The sequence below is a fragment of the Streptomyces rimosus genome (assembly GCF_008704655.1).
GTDB classification, from domain to species: domain Bacteria; phylum Actinomycetota; class Actinomycetes; order Streptomycetales; family Streptomycetaceae; genus Streptomyces; species Streptomyces rimosus.
Map to the genome: position 1 here is coordinate 4,867,461 of NZ_CP023688.1, position 15,692 is coordinate 4,883,152.

Below are 15,692 nucleotides of genomic sequence, written 5' to 3' on the forward strand. Positions count from 1 at the left end.
GACTGCCCGCAGCTGAGGCTCACAGCGGCTCGGGTGCCATGGTCAGCAGGTACAGCCCGTAGCCGAGGGAGAGTACGGCCAGCGCGCCCGTCGTCAGGACGACGGCGCGCGGGCGGGCGCGGGCCAGCGCGACGGCCGCCGGGATGAGCAGCGGGAAGGCCGGCAGGAGAAAGCGCGGCTTGGACGGGAAGTAGCCGGTGCCGCCGAGGGCCATGGCCATCAGTACGGCGGTGTAGACGAGCAGTGGCAGCGGTGGCCGGTCCAGCACCAGGAGTACGAGCAGCAGCAGCGCCACGGCGAGCACGGCCGCCGCCATGTACTGCACCAGCGGCGCGTCATGCAGGAACAGCCGCTTCACGGACCGCAGGGTGTCCCGGCCGAAGTCGAAGCGGGACCCCCAGAGCTCCTGCACCTGGAAGTAGCCGCGCGGCCCCCAGCCGGTGCGCGCCCCCACCCACAGGACGTATCCGAGCCAGCCTGCGGGGGCGGTCAGGGCTGCCGTCCAGTAGTGCCAGAGGGGACGCTCTTGCCGCGGTACGGGACCGTCCCTGCCGCGCCGCCAGGTCCGTACGCCCACCACCACCAGGACCGCGGCGGCGACCGCGAGGCCGTTCGGCCGTGCCAGACCGGCCAGGGCCGCCAGGGCCCCGGCCCACAGCGGGCGGTCGGTGAGCAGCGCGTACAGGGCCCAGGCGGCCAGCGCGGTGAGCAGCGGTTCCGTATAGCTCAGCGATTCGATGACGGCGTGCGGCAGCAGCGCCCACAGCGCCACAAGGAACGTGCCGGCGCGCCGCCCATGGAGATGCGCGCCGACCGCGAAGATCCCCCAGGCGGCCACGGCGGCGGCCGTCCATGCGAGCAGCAGCCCGGCGCTGAGCGCGCCGATCGGCAGGGCGGTGGAGACGCCGCGTATCAGACCCGGGTACAGGGGGAAGAACGCCAGGTCGGCGAGGGGGTCCGGGGGCCACATGCGGTGCGGCGTCGGGGAGCCGTAGCCGTACCGGGCCACGCTCAGATACCAGTTGGAGTCCCACGTGGCGCCGAGCAGATTGCGCGGGTGGCGGCCGGTGTGCCAGGCCCACAGCGCCGTGCACATGGCCCCCGCGAGGCGGATGGCCGCGAACAGGGCGAGTGCGGGGGCCGCACGGCGCAGCGCGGCACGCACATGGACGCGTACGGAGCCGGGCCGTGGCGCTGCCGCGGCCGCGGTGTCGACGGTCTCGGCGGACACGAAACACCTCCGGTACGCGCGGCGGCCACCCGCCGGGCCGCACGCGCCCGGCGCACCCGACACCACGACTCTCGGCGCCGTCCGCCCGCCACGCGACCCCTGTAGGCCGACCGGGTGGCATACAGGGGCGCGCGGTACGGAACTCCGCTCAGAGGGCGCGGAGGCGATCGACCGCTTCCTGGAGGACCTTCTCCTGCTTGCAGAACGCGAACCGGACGTACGGGGCGCCCTGGTCCTGGTGGTCGTAGAAGACGGCGTTGGGGATGGCCACGACGCCGGCGCGCTCCGGGAGGGCGCGGCAGAAGGCGAAGCCGTCCTCCTCGCCGAGGGGGCGGATGTCGGTGGTGACGAAGTACGTGCCGGACGGGCGGAAGACGCGGAACCCGGCGGCGGCGAGGCCGTCGGCCAGCAGGTCCCGCTTGGCGCGCAGATCGTCCCGCAGCCCGGTGTAGTAACTGTCGGGCAGCGCCAGGGCCTCGGCGACCGCGTACTGGAACGGGCCCGCGGAGACGTACGTGAGGAACTGCTTGGCCGAGCGGACGGCGCCGACCAGCTCCGGGCTCGCGGTGACCCAGCCGACCTTCCAGCCGGTGAAGGAGAAGGTCTTGCCGGCCGAGCCGATGGTGACGGTGCGCTCGCGCATGCCGGGCAGGGACGCCAGCGGAATGTGCTCGCCCTCGTAGACGAGGTGTTCGTAGACCTCGTCGGTAATCACGAGGAGGTCGCGCTCGCAGGCCAGGCGGGCGATCTCGGTCAGTTCGGCGCGGTCGAGGACGGTGCCGGTGGGGTTGTGGGGCGTGTTGAGGAGGATGAGGCGGGTGCGGTCGGTGACGGCGTCGCGCAGCTCGTCGAGATCGAGGGCGTACGTACCGTCCTCGGCGGACGGGCGCAGTGTCACCGGGACACGGGTGCCGCCCGCCATCGCGATGCACGCGGCGTAGGAGTCGTAGTACGGCTCCAGCGCGATCACTTCGTCGCCGGGCTCCAGGAGAGCGAGCAGCGAGGCGGCGATGGCCTCGGTGGCGCCCGCGGTGACCAGCACCTCGGTGTCGGGGTCGTACGCGACGCCGAGGTGGCCGTAGAAGCGGTGCTGGTGGGCGGCGACGGCGGCGCGCAGTTCGGGGACGCCGGGGCCGGGCGGGTACTGGTTGCCGCGGCCGTCGCGCAGTGCGCGGACCGCCGCCTCCCTGACCTCCTCCGGCCCGTCGGTGTCGGGGAAGCCCTGTCCCAGGTTGATCGATCCGGTGCGTACGGCGAGCGCGGACATCTCGGCGAAGATCGTCGTACCGAACTCCGCGAGGCGGCGGTTGAGCAGCGGTCGTGACATGTCCGCCATCCTCCGCCGAACCTCTGGACTTCCTCAACTGCGCTTTGGGCGCGGCGGCGCCGGGGCATGAGCCCCGCTGAAGGACACGGGGTGGTGCGGGCCGTCCGGAAGCCGGACCGGGCGCACCGGAGTGGATCAGCGCGGATCGGAGAGGGATCAGGACACGTACGACAGGGCTCCGCGCCCGGCCGGGCAGCCGGCGGCGCGGGGCGGGTGCCTCGCTTCGGGGGACGGAAAGGAGTGTGGGGCGATGATGGGATTCGTGGTCTTCCTGGTGATCTGTGGGGTGGTCGCGGCGCTGGTGGCCACGGCGGCGCAGAGCCGCGACGGCGGGCGCCGCAGCCTCGGCAAGGGGCGGCGGGACGGCACCGGCTGGTGGGTGGCCGGTGATCCGGGACTGAGCGGCGGGCACCACCATCACGGCCACTCCTGCGGCGGGCTCTCCTCCTGCGGAAGCGGCGGACACTCCTCCGGCGGGGGCGGCGGGCACTCCTCCTCGTCCTGTGGTGGCGGCGGGGGCTGCGGCAGTTCCTGACGTGTTGTTGCGCCGTCCACATGCACGGGGCCCATGCAGGTCCGCATATGCGCCGGGTGAGGTCAACGCCCTCTGGGCGGTGGGCTGTTGAACAACTGAACTGAGTGGCCCTCTGAGGGATGGAAACCCTACGAAGATGGGTAAAAACGCTGTGGGCCCCGCTCTTTTCATGATTCCCTCTCCCTAGAGAATCCCAGTTCTCGGACCCCCACGTGGGCACGAGCCGGCAGACAGTCACCACCTGATCCCGTCTCCGGGGCAGGCCGGCCCACCATCCACTGCGTGCTTGCGGAGCCGACCCATGCTCACGACCCTCAAAACGCCCTACACCGATACCCGCGCCTGTGACCTGGCCTGGGCGCTGGGCAGGGAGCCGCTGCCGGCCCTTGCCGTGCTCGACCTGGAACTCGCCGCGGCAAACGTACAGTTGAGGCTGCTCGGGGCCTCCCACCAAGTGCTGCTGGAGGAAGAGCACGGCACCTGCTCCGAAACGGTGGCCTGTATACCCGGCAGCAGCACCCCGCTTCCGCTGGGCGTGGCGAAACGCATCGGCGACTGGGAGTACGAATTCGCGGCGCACGTCGAGACGTTGTCGCACGGCTCCTTCGCCGGGCGCGCACAGGAGTTGCTCGCCCTCGTCGCCGAACACCCCCACGGCCTTGCCGGAACGTTCCCGGGCTCGCCGCACGCCTTCACCGCGATGCTGGCGCAGCGCGAGGACGGGCAGGTGCGCTGGCGTACGTGGCACGCCTATCCGCAGGAGGGCCGCCTGGTCGCGACGCGTACGCGGGTGGGGGTACGGATGACGGCGGCGCTGTGACGGGCCGGGCCGCGCTCGCGGCCGGGCCCGTCGGCGGGTGCGCGAGCCGGTTCCGGTGTCCTGAGTGCGCCAAGTCGCCCGTGTAGAAGGCCCACTACGCCCGTGTGGGTGACGTAGGGGCATCCAGGTGTCACGTAGCGTTCACGGCATGATCGACCCGCCTGATCCCGTCCGCCGCGGTGCGTCCGACCCGCCGGAGGCCACAGGTCCGGCGCGACTGCCCGTACCCGCCGGGATCGGCCGGCTGCTCGTCCTGGCCACCGTCTTCGTCTGCGCCGCCTGCGGCATCGTCTACGAACTCGAACTGGTCGCCCTCTCCTCCTACCTGACCGGGGACTCGGTCACCCAGGCATCCGTCGTGCTGTCCGTCATGGTCTTCGCGATGGGCATCGGATCACTGCTCGCCAAGCGGCTGCGCTGCCGGGCCGCCCTCGGCTTCGGCGCGCTGGAGGCGGGCCTCGCGCTGGTCGGCGGCTTCTCCGCGATGGCGCTCTACGCCTGCTACGCCTGGTTCGGCCAGTCCCGCTGCGCCCTGGTCGCCTTCTCCCTGGCCATCGGCGCGCTCATCGGCGCCGAGGTGCCGCTGCTGATGACGCTCATCCAGCGGGTCCGCCGCCAGGACGCGGGCGGCGCGGTCGCCGACCTCTTCGCCGCGGACTACGTCGGCGCGCTCGTCGGCGGCCTGGCCTTCCCCTTCCTGCTGCTGCCCCTCCTGGGCCAGGTCTCCGGCGCCCTGCTCACCGGTTCGGTCAACGCGGTGGCCGGGGGCGGGCTGGTGCTGTGGCTGTTCCGCAGCGACCTGTCCGTACGGGCCCGCTGGGGGCTGATCCTCGCCAACGTGCTGGTGCTGGCGCTGCTCGCCGCCGGGACGCTGCTGGTCGCCCCGTTCGAACGGGCCGCGCGGGACGCGGTGTACGGCTCCGCGGCGCGGGTCGCGGTCCGTACCGGCGTGCAGGAGGTCGTGATCACGGGCGGTACGGGACCGGCCGCCACCGGGCGCACCGACGCGGCCGACTACCGGGGCAGTTCGGGCCGTGGCGCGGCCAAGCCGGAGCGGCCGGCGGCGGGGGCCGGCGGCGCGGTGGGCGGAGGCGGACCGCTCGGGCTCTACCTGGACGGGCGGCTGCGGGCCAGCGCGGGCGACGGATTCCCGTACCACGAAGGGCTGGTGCACCCGGCCATGTCCGGCGGCCCGCACCGCCGGGTGCTGGTGCTGGGTGGCGGCGACGGGCTCGCCGCACGCGAAGTGCTGCGCTGTCACGGCGTGGTGTCCGTGACGGTCGTCGAACCGGATTCCGGCATGATCCGGCTGGCCCGTACGGACCCGGGGCTGTCCGCGCTCAACCGGCACGCGCTGGACGATCCGCGCGTACGCGTCGTCCCGGGCGACGTGTTCGAGTGGCTGCGGCGGGGCGGCGCGGCGCGCGACGGCGGCCCTTACGACGTCATCATCGCCGACCTGCCCGACCCGGGCAGCCAGGCCAGCACCAAGCTCTACTCCGAGGAGTTCTACGGCCTCGCGGCCCGCGCGCTGACCGAGGACGGCCGGCTGGTGGTGCACGCCGGAGAGCCCCTGATCCGGCCCCGCTCGTACTGGACGGTGGACGCGACCGTACGGGCAGCGGGCCTGCAGACCGCCCCGTACCGGATCCCGGGGCGCCCCGCCGGGCGGAACGATGCGGCGGAACGCTCCTGCGCACCGGCTCCGCCCGGCACCGGCCGGGCCGCCTGCGGCTGGGGCTTCGTCCTCGCCGCACACCGCACACCGCGCCTGGACCTGGCCCCGGACACGCCCGCGCTGCGCTCGCTCACCCGCGACGGGCTGCGGGCCGCCGGTCGTGCGGCCAGCCGCGACCGGATCGCCGGCCTGCCGCCGTCCACGTTGATGCATCCGCGGCACCTGGACTGACGGGGGGGGCTGCGGTGAGGGTGGCGGAGCAGGCAGGACACCACAGGGCCGGGAGAAAAATGGTGCCGGTCCGGGCACGTGTGCCGGGAGGGCTGGGTAGGCTCCTTAGCCATGGAGCATGAGGTGTACGTTCCGTTTCCCGTCGAGGCCGTACGGCAGGCACTGACCGAGCCGGAGCGCGTGGCGCGCTGCATCCCCGGATGCCAACTCGACGCCGACGCGGATCCCGGCACCCCCGGCGGGCGGCTGCGCCTGCGCATCGGCAGTTCCACCATCACCTACCGCGGCACCCTGACCGTCGCCGCCCGCGGCACCGACACGGTCACCGTCGAGGCGAGCGGCATCGAGTCCCGCGGCGACGGCTCCGCCGAGCTGTCCCTGACCGTACGGCTCGCCACCGCGCCCGACGACACCGGCGCCACGGTCCTGAGCTGCACCGGTACGGTCACCAGCACCGGCCGGCTCGCGGAGGCCACCGGCCAGGCGGCCGAGTCCGCCGGCCGCCGCGTCCTGGACCGCTTCGCCGCCAACCTCGCGGCGGACCTCACGGACAACCCGGCCGACGAGCCCGACGCCGAAGCGCCGCCCGCCGCGCAGGGCGTCTTCGACGCCGAGGTCCCGCCCCCGTCGCTCGACCCGCTCACCGACGACGACCAGGACGACGCCGCGCCCGCCGAGGCCGCGCACGCCCGCCGCACGATGATCGGGCGCAGCGCCGAGGAGGTCGACCACGCGCCGCCGCGCGGCCGGTACGCACCGGTCCCCGCGCCGCAGTCGGCGACCACCTCCGCCACCCTGCGCTGGGCGGCACCGGCCGCGGCGCTGGCGCTGGCGTCGGCGGTCGTGGTGGGCAGGGTGCTGCGGCGTCGGCGCTGAGTGGGCCCATGCCTTCGGCCGCGACCCGCGCCCGGTGCGCCGTCGTCCCGTACGGCCTCCCCGTTAGGGTCGGACCGTGAGTGACAACGACACGCGAAACGCCGCGCCGGGACAGGTGCGGCTGGCCGCCGGCGACACCGAGGTGACCGTCGACCCGGCCAACGGCTGCCGGCTCGCGAGCCTGCGCATCGGCGGTACGGAAGTGCTGCGGCAGGGCGCCAAGTACGGCTCCTTCCCGATGGTGCCGTGGTGCGGCCGCATCAAGGAGGGGCAGTTCCGCAACGGCGGCGAGGTCCACCAGATGCCGGTGAACTCGCCGCCGCACGCGATCCACGGCACCGGCCGCGACGTCGCCTGGAAGACGGCGCGCGCGGATGCCACCAGCGCCGCGTTCACCTACGAGCTCCTCGACCCGGACGCCGCCCCCTGGCCGTACCCGGGGCGCGTCACCCAACTGGTCGAGCTGGCGGAGGACGGCGGATCGCTCACCCTGACCATGGGCGTCGAGGCGAGCGGCGACTCCTTCCCGGCCCAGGCAGGCTGGCACCCCTGGTTCCTGCGCCGGCTCGGCGAGGAGGGGGAGCGGAGCGAGGACGTACGGATCGACTTCTCGGCCGCCTGGCAGGAGGAGCGCGGCGAGGACCACCTGCCCACCGGGCGCCGGATCGACCCGCGGCCCGGCCCCTGGGACGACTGCTTCGGCATGCCGGACGGCGTGGACGTGACCCTCACCTGGCCGGACCGGCTGGAGCTGAAGGTCACCAGCCGCGCCGAATGGGTGGTGGTCTACGACGAGCAGGAGGCGGCGGTCTGCGTGGAGCCGCAGTCCGGCCCGCCGAACGGCCTCAACACGATGCCGCGCCTGGTCACCCCCATCGATCCGCTGGAGATCTCCACGACCTGGATCTGGCGCACACTGGCGTGACCGACGGGGGCCCGGCCCCGGCGTCGGGCCGGGGCCCTGGCCACCTTCTAAGCTCATGCACATGACTGACGACGTACGCGGCGATCTGCTGCAGCAGATCAAGGACAAGGCCGTGGTGCACGGCAAGGTGACGCTCTCCTCCGGCAAGGAGGCCGATTACTACATCGACCTGCGCCGGATCACCCTCGACGGTGCGGCCGCGCCCCTCGTCGGGCAGCTGATGCTGGACATCACCGCCGACCTGGACTACGACGCGGTCGGCGGCCTCACGCTGGGCGCCGACCCGGTCGCGGCCTCGATGCTGCACGCCGCCGCGGCGCGCGGCCGTCGGCTGGACGCGTTCGTCGTGCGCAAGGCGCAGAAGACGCACGGTATGCAGCGGCGGATCGAGGGCCCGGACATCAAGGGCCGCCGGGTCCTGGTGGTCGAGGACACCTCCACCACCGGCGGCTCGCCGCTGACCGCCGTCGAGGCGGCGCGCGAGGCGGGCGCCGAGGTGGTCGCGGTCGCCACGATCGTGGACCGTGGGGCGGAGTCGGCCATCGCCGGTGCGGGTCTGCCGTACATCACCGGCTACCGGCTCGGGGACCTCGGCCTCGCCTGAGTCCCGTACGGCTTGCCCGGCTCTGACCAGCGCTTATCGCAAACGGGTGGTTGGTTTCACGTGAAACCGGCCACCCCTTTGCGTGCGGCTGGCGTGTACGGGATGTGGAGCAAACCGCCGAGTCTGGGAAGATGAGCTACGGCGATGTCGTCGCCCCCTGGTCAGGGCCAAGAACGCACACCCGCACATCACAAGGAGCGGACAGATGCCCATCGCAACTCCCGAGGTCTACAACGAGATGCTGGACCGGGCGAAGGCAGGCAAGTTCGCCTACCCGGCCATCAATGTGACCTCGACGCAGACTCTGCACGCAGCGCTGCGTGGTTTCGCCGAGGCCGAGAGCGACGGCATCGTCCAGATTTCCACCGGTGGCGCGGAGTTCCTGGGCGGCCAGTACAACAAGGACATGGTGACCGGCGCGGTCGCGCTGGCGGAGTTCGCGCACATCGTCGCCGAGAAGTACGACATCAACGTCGCGCTGCACACCGACCACTGCCCCAAGGACAAGCTGGACGGCTACGTCCGTCCGCTGCTGGCCGTCTCCGAGCAGCGGGTGGCCAAGGGCCAGAACCCGCTGTTCCAGTCCCACATGTGGGACGGCTCCGCCGAGACCCTGGCCGACAACCTGTCCATCGCCCAGGAGCTGCTGGCCCAGGCCGCCGCGGCGAAGATCATCCTTGAGGTCGAGATCACCCCGACCGGTGGCGAGGAGGACGGCGTCACCCACGAGATCAACGACGAGCTGTACACCACCGTCGACGACGCGATGCGGACCGCTGAGGCGCTGGGCCTGGGCGAGAAGGGCCGCTACCTGCTCGCCGCCTCGTTCGGCAACGTGCACGGCGTCTACAAGCCGGGCAACGTCGTGCTGCGCCCCGAGCTCCTCAAGGACCTCCAGGAGGGCGTGGGCGCCAAGTACGGCAAGCAGTCCCCCTTCGACTTCGTCTTCCACGGCGGCTCCGGCTCCACGGCCGAGGAGATCGCGACGGCGCTGGAGAACGGCGTCGTGAAGATGAACCTGGACACGGACACGCAGTACGCGTTCACGCGGCCGATCGCGGACCACATGTTCCGCAACTACGACGGCGTGCTGAAGGTCGACGGCGACGTCGGCAACAAGAAGACCTACGACCCGCGCAGCTGGGGCAAGCTGGCCGAGGCGGGCATGGCGAAGCGCGTCACCGAAGCGTGCGCGAACCTGCGCTCGACGGGCACCAAGATCAAGTAGTTCCTCGTGTGTGTCGTGGCCCCGCGTTCAGGTGAACGCGGGGCCCTCGTGTGTTTGGCGCCTTCGGCGTGCGGGTGACGCCTTCGGCGCGGTTTGCCCCGGTGGGGGTGCGCCTTGGCGCCGGGGGTTCGGTGGGTGGGGGCTCGGGGCCCCGCAGGGGTCACTCTCCCCCAGCCTCCGGCCGGGGGTGCCCCCACGGCGCCTGGAGCGGCCGTCATGTATGGACGCAACCGGGGCTTCGGTCGCCTGCGGGGAGACCCCTACGTGTCCCCGAGCCCGCGCCGTGGGCGGCTGTCCCGCCGCCGTGGCGGGGGTCTTTACAGACCCCTGGCGGCCGGACCCATGCGGCCCCCTCCGCACGACGCGGAGCCGCCCGAGGCCCTGCGCCTACGCAAGGGCGAGCTTCCGCTCATGGGGGGCGCGCACCAGGCTTCTTTCCCCCTCTCCCCACCGGCCCGCACACGCCGAACCGACGGGAGGGGGTGTGCAGGGGGACACTCCCCGCAGGCGACCGTTACATGGTTGCGTCCATACAGCTCAGCCGCTCCAAGGCGCCGAGGAGATGGCCCCCTGCGCACCCCCGCCCCACGACAAATCCAATGCGTATCCGCGCGAAGCGCGGTCCAGGACCTCCCAACCCGCGGCTCCGCCGCGACCGGCCACGGACCCCGGAGGCCCAATTTCGGCTACCCCCCGGGAATACTGGTCGCATGGCCATTCACGAAAACCTTCTCGGGGGCCCGCCCCCGACCGAACTGCCCGACGACCCCGAGCCCCGCGAGCTCCTCGCTTCGGGGGCCGCGCCGACCGACGTCGCGGCGAAGTATCCGACGTCCTCGCTGGCCTGGGCGCAGCTTGCGGACGACGCGTTCCAGGCGGGGCGTACGGTCGAGTCGTACGCGTATGCCCGTACCGGCTACCACCGGGGGCTGGACGCGCTCCGCCGGGCCGGCTGGAAGGGCCACGGTCCGGTGCCGTTCGAGCACGAGCCCAACCGCGGCTTTCTGCGGGCTCTGCACGCGCTCGCCCGCGCCGCGCAGGCGATCGGTGAGCAGGAGGAGTACGAGCGCTGCACGACGTTCTTGCGTGACTCGTCGCCGACCGCGGCGGACACGCTTTCGTAGGGCGCTGAGCTGCGCTTCCGGCTGAGAGCCGGGGGAATCGACGGGCCGGTCGCGCACGCGCGGCCGGCTCGTCGCACGCGCGGCCGGCCTCTTGCGCGCCTTCCGTGGAGCACGGATGATGCCCATGGGCCGGGAGAGTCCGCGCCCGAGGGGACCGGGGCTCCGTTTGCCGACGGGAAGGAGCGGACCGCTACCCGGAAGCCAGCACATCGAGGAGTTCCTCATGTCGCAGCAAGCCGCCCCGCAGGAAGAACCGGCCGAGCCGGAGGCCGCCGGCCCGCGGCGGCCTGACCTGAGTATCGGCAGCACGGGCACGACTCCGTACGAGGACTATGTCCACGCGGACGTGCTCACCCACCTCCAGCATCCGCTGTCGGACGATCCGGGCGAAATGGTGTTCCTGGTCACGACGCAGGTGATGGAGTTGTGGTTCACCGTCATCGTGCACGAGTGGCACACCGCCGCCCAGGCGCTGCGCCGGGACGATCTGCCGGTGGCGATGGAGGCGCTGGAGCGTTCGACGCATGAGCTGGAGGCGCTGAACGCGGCCTGGAAGCCGTTGGCCCGGCTGACGCCGACGCAGTTCAACGCGTTCCGGGGCGCGCTGGGCGAGGGATCGGGGTTCCAGTCGGCGATGTACCGGCGGCTGGAGTTCCTGCTCGGGGAGAAGTCCGCGTCGATGCTGGTGCCGCACCGCGGGGCGCCGCGGGAGTACGCGGAGCTGGAGAAGGCGTTGCAGGAGCCCAGTCTGTGGGACGAGGTCCTGCGGCTGCTGTCGCGCCGCGGCTACGCGATACCCACCGAGGTTCTGGAGCGCGAGATGACGGCACGGTACGAGCCGGACGCCCGGGTGGAGGCCGTGTGGGCCGAGGTGTACGCGGGCCCGCGCGACGGTGAACTGGTGCGGCTGGGCGAGGCGTTGACGGATGTCGCGGAGCTGGTGTGGCGGTGGCGCAACGATCACCTGGTGGCGACGCGGCGGGCGATGGGGGCCAAGATGGGTACCGGCGGTTCGGCGGGCGTGGCCTGGCTGGAGAAACGCGCCAGCAAGAACGTTTTTCCCGAGCTGTGGACGGCGCGCAGCCATGTCTGAGACGGCAGCGGAGCGGGCCGCGGCGCTGGACGCGCGGGACGAACTCGCGCCCGTACGGGAGAAGTTCGTCCTCGACGGGTGTGTGTACCTGGACGGCAATTCCCTCGGAGCCCTGCCCCGCCAGGTCCCCGGCCGGGTCGCGGACGTGATCGCCCATGAGTGGGGCGAACTGCGGATCCGCTCCTGGGAGGAGGCGGGCTGGTGGGCCGCGCCCGAGCGGGTCGGCGACCGGATCGCCCCGCTGCTGGGCGCCGCGCCGGGGCAGGTCGTCGTCGGCGACTCGACCAGCGTCAACATCTTCAAGGCGGTGGTCGGCGCGGTACGGATGGCCGGTGCGGGCCGGGACGAGATCCTGGCGGACGAGGCGTCGTTCCCGACCGACGGCTATATCGCGGAGTCCGCGGCACGCATGACGGGCTGCACGCTGCGCGCCCTGCCGGCCGAGCGGATCCCCGACGAGGCCGGCCCGCGTACGGCACTCGCGCTGATCAACCACGTCGACTACCGCACCGGCCGGCTCAACGACCTGCCCGGCCTCACCGCCGCGCTGCACGAGGCCGGGGCCCTGGCGGTGTGGGACCTGTGCCACAGCGCGGGCGCCCTGCCGGTCCGGCTGGACGCGCACGGCGTGGACCTCGCGGTGGGCTGTACGTACAAGTACCTCAACGGCGGCCCGGGCGCCCCCGCGTACCTGTATGTGCGTGAAGAGCTCCAGGCATGCTTCGACTCGCCGCTGCCCGGCTGGAACTCGCACGCGGTGCCCTTCGGCATGGACGCCGCGTACGCCCCGGCCGACGGCATCACCCGCGGCCGCGTCGGCACCCCGGACATCCTGTCGATGCTCGCCCTGGAAACGGCCCTGGAGGTCTGGGACGGCGTGCGCATCGAGGCCGTACGGGACAAGAGCCTGGCGCTCGGCGACTTCTTCCTGGAGTGCGTGGAGGCGTCCGTACCGGAGGGCCGGGTGCGCTGCGTCACGCCGCGCGAGCACCGGCTGCGCGGCAGCCAGGTGGCGCTGTCCTGCGCGGACGCGGGCAAGGTGATGACGGAGCTGATCCATCGCGGGGTGATCGGCGACTTCCGCCACCCCGACGTGCTGCGCTTCGGCTTCACCCCGCTCTACACGTCGTTCGCGGACGTGGCGCGCGCGGCGCGGGTGCTGGCCGAGGTCCTGGAGTGAGCGGTGCGGGCGCCGGGGGCGAGGAGGCGGCGCTGTTCGGCCTCGCGCCCGTGGCGCCCGACGCGACGCTGGCGTACGGGCCGCATCCGGACCAGGTGATCGACCTGTACGGACCGGCGGCCGACGGCCCGGTGGTGCTGTTGCTGCACGGCGGCTTCTGGCGCGCGGCGTACGACCGTACGCACCTGTCGCCGCTCGCGGCCGAGCTGGCGCGGCACGGGCTGCCGGTCGCCCTCGCCGAGTACCGGCGGGCGGGGGCGGGCGGGGGCTGGCCGCGTACGTACGAGGACGTGACGGCGGCGGTGGCCGCCCTGGAGCGGCCCGTGCTCGCCGTCGGGCACTCCGCGGGCGGGCACCTCGCACTGCTCCTGGCGGACCGCCGCGCCCCGTACGCGCCGCGGCGGATCGTCGCCCTGGCCCCCGTCGCCGACCTCGCGCACGCCCATGAGCTGGGGCTGAGCGACGGCGCGGTGGCGGAGTTCCTGGGCGACGGGCCCGGATGGGCGGACCGGCTCGCCGCCGCCGACCCGGTACGGCGGCTGCCGGGCGCGGTGCCGGTGACGGTGCTGCACGGCACCGAGGACGCCGAGGTGCCCGTGGAGCTGTCGCGGCGCTACGTACGGGCCGCCGAGGCCGCCGGCGGCGTCGTACCGGAGCTGCGCGAACAGGCCGGAACGGGGCATTACGCGCCCGTCACCCCCGGCACCGCCGCCTTCCGCGTCCTCCTGGCCACCCTCCGTAGTACTTGAGGAGGAGGCCGGGAGATCCGCTCAGGAGGGGACGCCCGCGGGCCCCGCGCTGCTTACGGTGGTGTGCGTGAACCAGACGACTCACCCGCGGCGCGACGACATGCGCTCGGAAGCCCGGCTCGTCCGCGGCGCGCTGCACCGGCTGCGCCAGGACCTGATCGTGGACGCCTTCGCCTTCCGCCCGATGCTGCCCCTGGACGGTGCCCGGATGTCCGCGGCGGTTCCGCAGCGGCTGCGGCGCTATGTGCGCTGGGCGCCGCACCTGGCGCTCGGTGGGATCGCCGCCTTCGTGTTCCTCGTGATCGTCGCGCAGACGGCGGGCGGCGGGCCGATCGCGTCCTTCATCGCGGTGGCCTACTGCTTCCTGACCGCCGCGCCGATCGCCCTGACGCTCTTCCGGCCGGTCGGCGCGTTCTGGATCTCGGTCGGGGCGCTCCTGTTCGCGATGCTGGCCGGTGCCATGGCCGGGGCCGGGCACCAGTGGTTCGAGATCAGCCTGGTCGCGCACCTCGCGGTGATGGCGCTGGTCGTGCTGCGCACCCGGCCGCGGCTCGCCCTGGAGATGTGGCTGCTCACCATGGCCGGGGCCGGGGTGCTGACGCTGCTGATGCCCCGGGCGGTCTCGACCATCGCGCCGTTCGCGGTGGTGTCGGTGTTCGCGCTGGTGCCCGCCGCCGCCATCCGCGCCTGGCGCGAGGAGCGGCAGAACGTCGTCGAAACACGGACCGCCACCGCCGAGGAGCGCTCGCGGCGCACGCTGCTGGAGGAGCGCGCCCTGATCGCCCGCGAGCTGCACGACGTGGTCGCGCACCATATGTCGGTCATCGCCATCCAGGCGGAGGCCGCCCCGTACCGCGTCAAGGACACCCCACCCGAGCTGGCCACCTCCTTCTCGACCATCCGGGAGAACGCGGTGGCCGCGCTGACCGAGCTGCGCCGCATCCTCGGCGTCGTACGGTCCGAGGACCCGGACGCCTTCGCCGACGCCGACCCCGAGGCGCCGCAGCCGACGCTGGCCAGCCTTGATGCGCTGCTGGAGAGCGTGCGCAGCGCGGGACTGGTCGTCGAGGCCGTGATCACCGGCTCGGTGCGGCCGCTGCCGCAGGGCGTCGAGCTGTCCGCGTACCGCATCGTCCAGGAGGCGCTGAGCAACACGCTGCGGCACGCGCCCGGCGCCGAGGCGCGCGTGGAGATCTCGTACGTGCTCGGCGGGCTCGGACTGCGTATCGTCAACGGGGTGCCGAGCCGGCTGGCCAAGCCCTCGCCGGGGGCCGGGCACGGCGTTCTGGGCATGCGGGAGCGGGTGCAGATGCTGGGTGGCGAGATCACCGCGGACCACACCGAGGACGGCGGGTTCGAGGTCGCGGCGTTCATACCGGTTCCGGCGACGCCGGGCGCGAAGGGGGAGACGGCGGGATGATCCGCGTACTGATCGTGGACGACCAGGTCATGGTCCGCGAGGGCTTCTCGGTGCTGCTCGGCGCGATGCCGGACATCGAGGTCGTCGGCGAGGCGGTGGACGGTCGGCAGGCGGTCGCCAAGGTCGCCGAGCTGCGCCCGGACGTGGTGCTGATGGACATCCGGATGCCGCAGATGAACGGCCTGGAGGCGACCCGCGAGATCGTCGCGGCGGACGCGGACGCCAAGGTTCTGGTGCTGACCACCTTCGACCTGGACGAGTACGTGTACCAGGCGCTGCGGGCCGGGGCCAGTGGCTTCCTGCTCAAGGACGCCTCGGCGGGGCAGCTCGCGGAGGGGGTGCGGATCGTGGCGAACGGCGAGGCACTGCTCGCGCCGGCCGTCACCAAGCGGCTGATCTCGGAGTTCTCCAAGCTCGGCACGCCACGGGCACCGACGCAGGAGCGCGTCGGCGACCTCACCGAGCGGGAGACCGAGGTCCTGGTGCTGGTGGCCCAGGGCCTGTCCAACGGTGAGATCGCCGAGCATCTGGTCGTGGCCGAGTCGACGGTGAAGACGCACGTCAGCCGGATTCTGGTGAAGCTGGGACTGCGCGACCGCACCCAGGCGGCGGTCTTCGCGTACGAGGCCCGGCTGGTCACGCCGGGCGGCTGAGGAGCCGCGGGCCGGGCC

At 73.0% G+C, this 15,692-nt stretch carries 15 protein-coding genes; 13 read left to right on the top strand and 2 right to left on the bottom strand.

Annotation, left to right across the window (positions count from 1 at the left end; translation table 11 throughout):
• Positions 1-19: 19 nt before the first annotated feature.
• Complete coding sequence (locus CP984_RS20660; protein ID WP_003979926.1) at positions 20-1,231, bottom strand: hypothetical protein; 1,212 nt, start codon at positions 1,229-1,231, stop codon at positions 20-22.
• 148 nt (positions 1,232-1,379) lie between these two features.
• A complete protein-coding gene (locus CP984_RS20665; protein WP_003979925.1) occupies positions 1,380-2,558 on the bottom strand; it encodes a pyridoxal phosphate-dependent aminotransferase in 1,179 nt (392 codons plus the stop codon).
• 250 nt (positions 2,559-2,808) lie between these two features.
• Between CP984_RS20665 and CP984_RS20670 the strand changes: the two genes are divergently transcribed.
• The 13 genes from CP984_RS20670 to CP984_RS20725 all read left to right on the top strand — a co-directional run bounded on the left by CP984_RS20670 (position 2,809) and on the right by CP984_RS20725 (position 15,674).
• Positions 2,809-3,093 carry a hypothetical protein gene (locus CP984_RS20670; protein ID WP_003979924.1) on the top strand — a complete coding sequence of 95 codons (285 nt, stop codon included), beginning with the start codon at positions 2,809-2,811 and terminating at the stop codon, positions 3,091-3,093.
• Positions 3,094-3,394: 301 nt separating this feature from the next.
• A complete protein-coding gene (locus CP984_RS20675) occupies positions 3,395-3,913 on the top strand; it encodes a DUF2617 family protein (RefSeq protein ID WP_003979923.1) in 519 nt (172 codons plus the stop codon).
• Between the two features lie 148 nt (positions 3,914-4,061).
• A complete protein-coding gene (locus CP984_RS20680; RefSeq protein ID WP_003979922.1) occupies positions 4,062-5,822 on the top strand; it encodes a spermidine synthase in 1,761 nt (586 codons plus the stop codon).
• Positions 5,823-5,933: 111 nt separating this feature from the next.
• Positions 5,934-6,698, top strand: a complete 765-nt coding sequence (locus tag CP984_RS20685; protein ID WP_003979921.1) for an SRPBCC domain-containing protein — start codon at positions 5,934-5,936, stop codon at positions 6,696-6,698.
• 76 nt (positions 6,699-6,774) lie between these two features.
• Positions 6,775-7,623 (top strand): aldose epimerase family protein, encoded by an 849-nt coding sequence (locus tag CP984_RS20690; RefSeq protein WP_030180658.1) that lies wholly within the window; start codon positions 6,775-6,777, stop codon positions 7,621-7,623.
• A gap of 61 nt (positions 7,624-7,684) precedes the next feature.
• The gene (gene pyrE, locus CP984_RS20695) at positions 7,685-8,227 is read left to right on the top strand and encodes an orotate phosphoribosyltransferase (RefSeq protein WP_003979919.1); all 543 of its coding nucleotides are present in this window, start codon (positions 7,685-7,687) and stop codon (positions 8,225-8,227) included.
• A 205-nt stretch (positions 8,228-8,432) separates the two neighbouring features.
• Positions 8,433-9,455 carry a class II fructose-bisphosphate aldolase gene (gene fbaA, locus CP984_RS20700; protein WP_003979918.1) on the top strand — a complete coding sequence of 341 codons (1,023 nt, stop codon included), beginning with the start codon at positions 8,433-8,435 and terminating at the stop codon, positions 9,453-9,455.
• 710 nt (positions 9,456-10,165) lie between these two features.
• A complete protein-coding gene (locus CP984_RS20705) occupies positions 10,166-10,579 on the top strand; it encodes a DUF3151 domain-containing protein (protein ID WP_003979917.1) in 414 nt (137 codons plus the stop codon).
• Positions 10,580-10,802: 223 nt separating this feature from the next.
• A complete protein-coding gene (locus CP984_RS20710; RefSeq protein WP_003979916.1) occupies positions 10,803-11,672 on the top strand; it encodes a tryptophan 2,3-dioxygenase family protein in 870 nt (289 codons plus the stop codon).
• A complete protein-coding gene (gene kynU, locus CP984_RS42115) occupies positions 11,665-12,852 on the top strand; it encodes a kynureninase (RefSeq protein WP_003979915.1) in 1,188 nt (395 codons plus the stop codon). The genes CP984_RS20710 and kynU overlap by 8 nt, the downstream gene beginning before the upstream one ends.
• Positions 12,849-13,601, top strand: coding sequence for an alpha/beta hydrolase family protein (locus tag CP984_RS42120; protein ID WP_003979914.1), 753 nt, complete (start codon positions 12,849-12,851; stop codon positions 13,599-13,601). The genes kynU and CP984_RS42120 overlap by 4 nt, the downstream gene beginning before the upstream one ends.
• A 67-nt stretch (positions 13,602-13,668) precedes the next feature.
• Entirely contained in the window at positions 13,669-15,021 is a 1,353-nt protein-coding gene (locus tag CP984_RS20720; RefSeq protein WP_003979913.1) for a sensor histidine kinase, read from the top strand.
• Positions 15,018-15,674, top strand: a complete 657-nt coding sequence (locus CP984_RS20725; protein ID WP_003979912.1) for a response regulator — start codon at positions 15,018-15,020, stop codon at positions 15,672-15,674. The genes CP984_RS20720 and CP984_RS20725 overlap by 4 nt, the downstream gene beginning before the upstream one ends.
• Positions 15,675-15,692 lie beyond the last annotated feature (18 nt).